Genomic DNA, 7,900 nt, shown 5'->3' with positions numbered 1-7,900 from the left:
ATCCCCACCCGAAAGTGGTTCAGCGTTCGACTTGCATGTGTTAAGCACGCCGCCAGCGTTCGTCCTGAGCCAGGATCAAACTCTCCAACAATGAATAGTTTAATCGAGGCAATTGCTTGCATCTCAAAGGAAACCCCGACGAGGGGGTTTCATATAAGCTCTACTGGCTTAGTTCACTAGCACACTGTTGAGTTCTCAAGCAACACACATCGAACAACACCGTACCTCATCGGCCCAGCGTCACCCGAAGCGGGTTATTCCTAGCAGTTTTTGGTGGAGCACCCACTCAATCGCGGTTTGCGAGAGCTTGGTTCGTGTCTCCGTGTCGGCCGGGTTTCCCTGGCGACGAAGAGAACATTACACGCTCGAAAACGGCCCGAAACAGGGGGGTCGGTTAACAAGATCAGCGCAGGTCAGGCCCCATGACGGAGCCCGTCTACGGCTCAGTCTGCCCCGAACCGGCCCCGAGCGCCACCGAAAGAACATTGCTCCGACTACATTGCGCCGTATTGCTCCGGGTCAACGCTCCGCTTAGCGTCGGCGGCATGAACCTCGCCTACGACGACCTCGGAAGCGGCCGCCCCGTTCTCCTGGTCCACGGCCACCCCTTCGACCGCTCGATGTGGCGGCCCCAGGCCGAGTACCTGGCGGACCGCGGCCACCGGGTCATCACCCCCGACCTCCGCGGCTACGGCGAGTCCCCCACCGAGGACACCAGGACCGGCCTCGACGTCTTCGCGAACGACCTCATCGGCCTGGCCGACCACCTGGAGCTGACGAGCTTCGTCCTCGGCGGTCTCTCCATGGGCGGCCAGATCGCCATGCAGCTGGTGCAGGACCACCCCGGCCGCGTCGACACGCTCCTGCTCGCCGACACCTTCGCGAGCCTCGACACCCCGCAGGCCAAGCAGGCCCGCTACGACACCGCCGACCGGATCACCGACGAAGGGATGGAGCGCTACGCCGAGGAGCTCCTCCCCAAGATGATCTCGAAGCGGACCCGCGCGACCAGGCCGGACGTCGAGGCCCACGTCCGGCGCATGATGCGCACCGCCCCGAGCCGGGGAGCCGCGGCCGCGCTCCGGGGACGCGCCGAGCGCCCCGACTACACCGGCACCCTGGCGAGCATCGACGTCCCCACCTTGGTCGTCGTCGGCAGCGAAGACGAGTTCACCCCGGTCGCCGACGCCGAACTCATCCACCGGGAAATCCGGACTTCCACCCTGGTGGTGATCGAGGGCGCGGGTCACCTGCCTAACCTGGAGCGCGAGACCGAGTTCGACGACGCCTTCAGCACGTTCCTGACCAGCAGCGGAGCAACTTCATGACCCAGCAGACCGTGTTCGTGACCGGCGCGAGCGCCGGCTTCGGTGCCGCCATCGCACGCCGGTTCGCCGCCGAGGGCGCCCGCGTGATCGCCGTCGCCCGCAGCGCCGGCAAGCTCGAGAAGCTGGCCGGCGAGCTCGGCGACGCCGTCCTCCCGGTGACCCTCGACGTCAGCGACCCCGCAGCGGTCAAAACGACGATCGACGCCCTCCCGGCGGAGTGGAACCAGGTGGACGTCCTGGTCAACAACGCCGGCCTCGCCAAGGGCCTCGAGCCCGCCCACAAGGCCGACCTGCGGGACTGGGACGAGATGATCGCGACCAACGTCCGCGGCCTGACGCACGTCACGCGCGCGCTGCTGCCGGGCATGGTCGAGCGCGGCCGCGGCCACGTCATCAACATCGGCTCGATCGCCGGCACCTATCCCTACCCCGGTGGCAACGTCTACGGCGCGACCAAGGCGTTCGTCCACCAGTTCAGCCTCAACCTGCGCAGCGACCTGCACGGGACCGGCGTCCGCGTCACCAACGTCGAGCCCGGCATGGTCGGCGGCACGGACTTCTCGAAGGTCCGCTTCGACGGCGACCAGGACAAGGCCGACAAGGTCTACGAAGGCACCACGCCGCTGACCGCGGACGACGTCGCCGAGTCCGTCCTCTGGGCCGCTAGCCAGCCGAAGCACGTGAACATCAACGTCATCGAGCTGATGCCGGTGGTCCAGAGCTTCTCGGCGCTGCAGATCTACCGGGAGTCCTGAAACAGGGAGAACAGCGCCTGCCGATCCGGGTCCAGCCCGGTCAGCAGGCGCTTCGCCCGCGGCCGCCCGCCGGTCGACGGGTAGGTCAGGACCAGCTCGCCGATGCCCGCGAGCCGGTCCAGCAGCTCCCGGACCGACAGGTTCATCCCCGCCCGGTCCGCTTCGCGCCGCATCAGGTGGGTCACCGTCGCGGCGAGCACCGAGACCAGGCCGTGCGCCGCGATCCGCTGCCGCGTCCACGCCCAGCGCGGGGCCGGGCCGGTGACGGCGGGCCCGGTCAGCCAGCGGAACGTCGACTCCAGGTGCGTGCGGGCGCGGTAGGCGGTCACGACCTCGGCGACCGGCCAGTCCCGGTCCGTCACCAGGACCTGCTTGCCGAAGAACTCCTCGTCCAGCCGCGCCAGCGAGGCGGCGTCGATCCGCCGTTCCACCCGGATGTCGCCGGGCCGGTTCCCGCTGAGGACGGCGGTGAGCACGCGTTCGATGCGCCGGCCGCGCGTCACGCGGCCGATCTCGGCGTGCACCTGGGCGCGATCGCCGCGGTGGGTGCCCGCGGCCAGGGCCTCGGCCAGGCCGTCGAGCTCGCGGGTCGCGGTGGCCAGCTCGTCGGCGAACGCCCGGGACTGCGCCGCGTGCAGCGTCGCCGAGTGCGTCAGGATCACCCGCCGCCGGACTCCGTCGACGACCGCGTGCGTGTCGAGCGCGGTCAGGCCGGCGAACCGCTCGGGGTCGACGCGCTTGCGGGCGGACGCCGGCTGGGTCAGCAGCTCCGGGTGGTCGGTCAGCGGCAGCGACCCGACGAAGCCGCTGCGTGAGCCCAGGTCCAGCTGGGCGGCCTGGCCGGCGTGGAAGACGAGGGTCGCCGGCCCCAGGTCCGCCATCAGCGACGCGAACGTGGGCGCAGTGCCGTCGTCACGCCGGTACAGCCGCGACGCCAGCGGGATGGCGCCGTCGCGGGTCACCCGCAGCCCGGCCCCGGCGAGCACGCCCGGGCAGGCCGAGGGCAGCGTGCAGTCCGCCGGGGCGAACGCGGCGAACTGCGGGACGTCGACGGCGAGCGCCGCGTGGTCGTCCGAAGTGGCCAGGACCGCCGCGGCGACGGTCTCTTCGATGCCCGCGATGCGTTCGGGCGTCAGGCGGTCCAGGGCCCGCCACAAGCCGTCCACTGTGGACAACCGCGGCCGGACGAGGCCGGCGGCCGCGCCCGTCTCCCACCACGACCCGATCGGCGTCTCGGGGGCGGTCGCGCGGTGCAGCACCGCGACGGCGAGCATCGGCCCCAGCGGCGGCTTCGCGCGCACGACGTCGTCGACGCGGGCGGCGAAGTCCAGCCGGGACAGTGTCGCCCACACCGCGGCGACGTCGCCGTACGTGCGGTACGACGCCGACGCGGGCTCGCCGCCCGGGACGGCGCGGGCGATCTCGTCGGCCGTGCCGAGGTAACGCTGGGTCACCACCCGCGGCTTGCCGTCCACCCGGGCGGACTCCGCCAGGTAGTAGTACGTCCGTCCGCCGATCTTCTTGCCGACCACCGATGCCACCCTTTAGGTAATACACGGCACCGCGCTGATCGACAACCACGGAAGGCCCCTCACCTGCGCAGACCGCCGGGCGAGCCGATCGGGTGCGCGGGGTGCGCAACACACACTGGCTGGTCCCGCGAGGACGGTCCTAGCGTGGGCGGAATGGGACCCGAACCCGACGCCACCGCCCCGACGCCCTCCGCGATGCGCCGCGCGCTCGCCCGGGCGCGTGACGGGAAGACACTGGACGTCACCGAAGCGGCCGTCCTGCTGCACGCCCGCGGCGACGACCTCACCACGCTTTCCGAGTACGCCTCCCGCATCCGCGACGCCGGGCTGGCCGAGGCCGGGCGCGCCGGCGTCATCACCTACAGCCGCAAGGTGTTCATCCCGCTGACCCGCCTGTGCCGCGACCGCTGCGGCTACTGCACGTTCGTCACCGTGCCCGGCAAGCTCGAATCGCCGTTCCTGTCCCCGGACGAGGTGCTCGACATCGCCCGCAAGGGTGCCGAGATGGGCTGCAAGGAGGCCCTCTTCACGCTCGGCGACCGGCCCGAGGACCGCTGGAAGGCCGCCCGCGAGTGGCTGGACGCGCACGGCTACGACGACACGCTCTCCTACGTCCGGGCGATGGCCATCCGCGTCCTCGAAGAGACCGGCCTGCTGCCGCACCTCAACCCGGGCGTGCTGACCTGGCCGGACTTCCAGCGGCTCAAGCCGGTCGCGCCGTCGATGGGCATGATGCTGGAGACGACCGCGACCCGGCTGTGGAGCGAGAAGGGCGGCCCGCACTACGGCTCGCCGGACAAGGACCCCGCGGTACGGCTCCGCGTGCTCGAAGACGCCGGGCGCAGCTCGGTCCCGTTCACGACCGGTGTCCTCATCGGCATCGGCGAGACGTTCGAGGAGCGCGCGGACGCGCTGTTCGAGATCCGCAAGGTCGCCAGGACCTACGGCGGCATCCAGGAAGTCATCGTGCAGAACTTCCGGGCCAAGCCGGACACGAAGATGCGCGCGACCCCGGACGCCGACCTCGAAGAGCTCGCGGCCAACATCGCCGTGGCGCGGCTGGTGCTCGGCCCGAAGATGCGCATCCAGGCACCGCCGAACCTGATCGGCAACCAGTACGACCTGATGATCCGGGCCGGCATCGACGACTGGGGTGGCGTCTCGCCGCTGACCCCGGACCACGTCAACCCCGAGCGCGCGTGGCCGCAGATCGACGAGCTCGCCCGCCGCACCGAGAAGGCCGGTTTCGAGCTCAAGGAACGGCTGACGATCTACCCGGAGTACGTCAAGGCCGGCGAGCCGTGGCTGGACCCGCGGATCACCCGGCACGTCGCCGCGCTCGTCGACCACGACACCGGCATGGCCCGCGAGGACGCGATGCCGATCGGCATCCCGTGGCAGGAGCCGGACGGCGGCTGGCAGGAGTCCGGCCGCACCGACCTGCACACCGAGATCGACACCAGCGGCCGCACCGAGGACCGCCGCAGCGACTTCGACTCGGTGTACGGGGACTGGAAGGAGATCGGCGAACGGATCAAGACCGGCCCGGCCAAGTTCGACACCGACGTCCTGGAAGCCCTGCGCAGCGCGGAAAAGGACCCGGCCGGGCTCTCCGACGACGCCGCGCTCGCGCTGCTGCACGCGGACGGCCGCGAGCTCGACGCGTTCACCCGGATCGCCGACGACCTGCGGCGGGAGACGGTCGGCGACGACATCACCTTCGTCGTCACGCGGAACATCAACTTCACCAACGTCTGCTACACGGGTTGCCGCTTCTGCGCCTTCGCCCAGCGTCGCACCGACGCCGACGCGTACACGCTCTCGTTGGAGCAGGTCGGCGACCGCGTCGACGAGGCGTGGGCCGCGGGCGCGACCGAGATCTGCATGCAGGGCGGCATCCACCCGGACCTGCCGGGCACCGCGTACTTCGACCTCGCGGCCGAGGTGAAACGCCGCCAGCCGGAGATCCACCTGCACTCCTACAGCCCGATGGAGGTCGTGAACGGCGCTTCGCGGACCAACCTTTCGCTCCGCGATTGGCTCATCAAGGCCAAGGAGTCCGGCGTGGACTCGCTGCCGGGCACGGCCGCGGAGATCCTCGACGACGACGTCCGCTGGGTGCTCACCAAGGGCAAGCTGCCGACGTCGGAGTGGATCAAGGTCGTCACGACCGCGCACGAGGTCGGGCTGCCGACGACGTCCACGATGATGTACGGCCACGTCGACACCCCGGCGCACTGGGTCGCGCACCTCAAGCTCCTCGCGCGGCTGCAGCGCGAAGGCCTGGAGAAGCACGGACGGCGCGGGTTCAGCGAGTTCGTGCTGCTGCCGTTCATCCACCAGAGCTCGCCGATCTACCTCGCCGGGCTGGCCCGCGCCGGGGCGACCGTGCGGGAGAACCGCGCGGTGCACGCGCTGTCGCGGCTCCTGCTGCACGGCATGATCGACAACATCCAGAGCTCCTGGGTGAAGCTGGGTGTCGAAGGCAGCCGCGCGGTGCTGCAGGGCGGCGTCAACGACATCGGCGGGACGCTGATGGAGGAGACGATCAGCCGGATGGCGGGCGCGTCCAACGGGTCGTACAAGACGATCAGCGACATGCGCGCGATGGTCGAGCCGCTCGGGCGCCCGCTGGTCCAGCGCACGACGGGCTACGGACGACCGTCGGCCGAGCGGCTCGCCGCGGCGGAGGCGTCCGACGGCGTCGCGACCGCCGTGCGCAAGCCGCTCCTGCCGCTGCTGACCCCGTGAGGTGTGCGGGCGCCGGGTGACCGGCGCCCGCTATCCTTCACCCACATGGGGGTTTCTCGCTTCGCACCGCTGCTCGCTCTCGCGCTCCTCGCCGGCTGTGGCAGCCCACCGCCGCCACCCGCACCGACGCCGGCACCTTCGCCCAGCCCGACGTACGGGCCCCCGCCGCCGACCGGTCTGTCCCTTTCGGTCGGTCAGGTCGAAGCCGGGCTCGGGCACCGCGCCAGCGTCCTGACGCTGACCAACCGGGACACCGTCGCGCGCAAGGTCACCGGCTACCCGGACCTGAAGGTCCTGGCGGGCGACGGCGAACCGCTCGACGTGCAGGTGCTGCACGAGACGTCCTACTTCGCCCCCGATCCGGGGCCGCAGAACCTGACCCTCCAACCGGGAGAGAAGGCCGTGTCGGTGCTCGCCTGGTCAGCCACCGTCACCAGCGGCGACCAGCACACCGGCGCCGCGATCTCGGTCGTCCCGATCCCCGGGGAACCGGCGCAGAAGCAGCCCCTGGAGACCGACCTCGGCACCACCGACACCGTGAAGCTCAGCGCCTGGGCCACCGCGATCGGTCACTGACCACCTTGTGTCACCGCTCACAAACTGACGGTTGACCAGCGGGGATCTGTGCTAACTCTGTCTCTTCCAATGCCGGAAGGGACGTTCGATGAGCACCTCCGTAGCGCCACTGGAAATGGTCGACACCGACCGCTACCCGCTCACCGAACCGGACGGTCCCGCCTGGCGCGCGGTCGTCGGCCGTACCCGCGCGGAGCTGGCCGACGCCGGCTGCAGCGTGCTCACCGACTTCATCCGCCCCGAGCTGCGTGCCGTGCTGCGGGCCGAATGCGCCGCCCTCGAACCGCACGCGTACACGAAGATCGAGCAGGTCAACGCCTACAACACCGCGATCGGCGAGCCGCTGCCCGAAGACCACCCGGGCCGGACGATCATGGAACGCGGCAACGCCTTCGTGGCCCGCGACCACATCCCCGCGTCGGCGATCATCAGCCGGCTCTACACCAGCCCGGTGTTCCAGCGGTTCGTCGCCGACTGCTTCGGGCTGCCGGAGCTGCACGAGCTCGCCGACCCGCTGTCCGGGCTGACGCTCAACGTGATCGCACCCGGCCGCGCGCACCCGTGGCACTTCGACACGAACACCCACACCGTCAGCATGCTGACGCAGGCGGCGGCCGACGGCGGCACGTTCGAGCACTGCCCGGGCATCCGGTCCGCGGCGGACGAGAACTTCCCCGCCGTGCGCGCGGTGCTGGCCGGCGACACCCGGCTCGTCCGGCGCCTGGACCTGCGGCCCGGCGATCTTCAGCTGTTCAAAGGACGCTTCGCGTTGCACCGGGTCAGTACGGTGGAGGGCGCGATCGCGCGGCATTCCGCGATCTTCGCCTACAGCGAGCACCCGGGCGTGATCGGCAGCCCCGAGCGGACGCGGCAGCTGTTCGGCCGCGTCCTGCCCGCCCACCTCGCGGAGCGGACCGCCCGCGGCGACGAACTGCTCGACTAGATCAGGAGCCTGGCC

General features: G+C 70.7%; 6 protein-coding genes and 1 rRNA gene. 5 read left to right on the top strand and 2 right to left on the bottom strand.

Annotation, left to right across the window (positions count from 1 at the left end):
• Positions 1-91 (bottom strand): 16S ribosomal RNA (locus ABZW17_RS25810); the annotation flags it as partial.
• Positions 92-545: 454 nt separating this feature from the next.
• Between ABZW17_RS25810 and ABZW17_RS25805 the strand changes: the two genes are divergently transcribed.
• The gene (locus ABZW17_RS25805) at positions 546-1,328 is read left to right on the top strand and encodes an alpha/beta fold hydrolase (protein WP_354819182.1); all 783 of its coding nucleotides are present in this window, start codon (positions 546-548) and stop codon (positions 1,326-1,328) included.
• The gene (locus ABZW17_RS25800) at positions 1,325-2,083 is read left to right on the top strand and encodes an SDR family oxidoreductase (RefSeq protein WP_354819179.1); all 759 of its coding nucleotides are present in this window, start codon (positions 1,325-1,327) and stop codon (positions 2,081-2,083) included. The genes ABZW17_RS25805 and ABZW17_RS25800 overlap by 4 nt, the downstream gene beginning before the upstream one ends.
• On the opposite strand, the gene ABZW17_RS25795 is transcribed toward ABZW17_RS25800, so the two are convergent.
• Positions 2,068-3,615 (bottom strand): transposase, encoded by a 1,548-nt coding sequence (locus ABZW17_RS25795; RefSeq protein ID WP_354819194.1) that lies wholly within the window; start codon positions 3,613-3,615, stop codon positions 2,068-2,070. The two genes, ABZW17_RS25800 and ABZW17_RS25795, sit on opposite strands and share 16 nt — an antisense overlap.
• A 153-nt stretch (positions 3,616-3,768) precedes the next feature.
• On the opposite strand from ABZW17_RS25795, the gene ABZW17_RS25790 reads away from it, so the two are divergent.
• From ABZW17_RS25790 to ABZW17_RS25780, 3 genes are all read left to right on the top strand, one after another.
• Positions 3,769-6,366 (top strand): bifunctional FO biosynthesis protein CofGH, encoded by a 2,598-nt coding sequence (locus tag ABZW17_RS25790; RefSeq protein ID WP_354819176.1) that lies wholly within the window; start codon positions 3,769-3,771, stop codon positions 6,364-6,366.
• Between the two features lie 45 nt (positions 6,367-6,411).
• Positions 6,412-6,942: a DUF4232 domain-containing protein gene (locus ABZW17_RS25785; RefSeq protein ID WP_354819173.1), complete on the top strand. Its 531-nt coding sequence runs from the start codon at positions 6,412-6,414 to the stop codon at positions 6,940-6,942.
• An 88-nt stretch (positions 6,943-7,030) separates the two neighbouring features.
• Complete coding sequence (locus ABZW17_RS25780; RefSeq protein ID WP_354819170.1) at positions 7,031-7,885, top strand: arpA protein; 855 nt, start codon at positions 7,031-7,033, stop codon at positions 7,883-7,885.
• Positions 7,886-7,900 lie beyond the last annotated feature (15 nt).

It is taken from the genome of Amycolatopsis sp. NPDC004625 (assembly GCF_040609695.1).
Classification (GTDB): Bacteria; Actinomycetota; Actinomycetes; order Mycobacteriales; family Pseudonocardiaceae; genus Amycolatopsis.
Note: the sequence above shows the minus strand (reverse complement) of the source record. Positions and strands in the feature narration are given on the sequence as shown.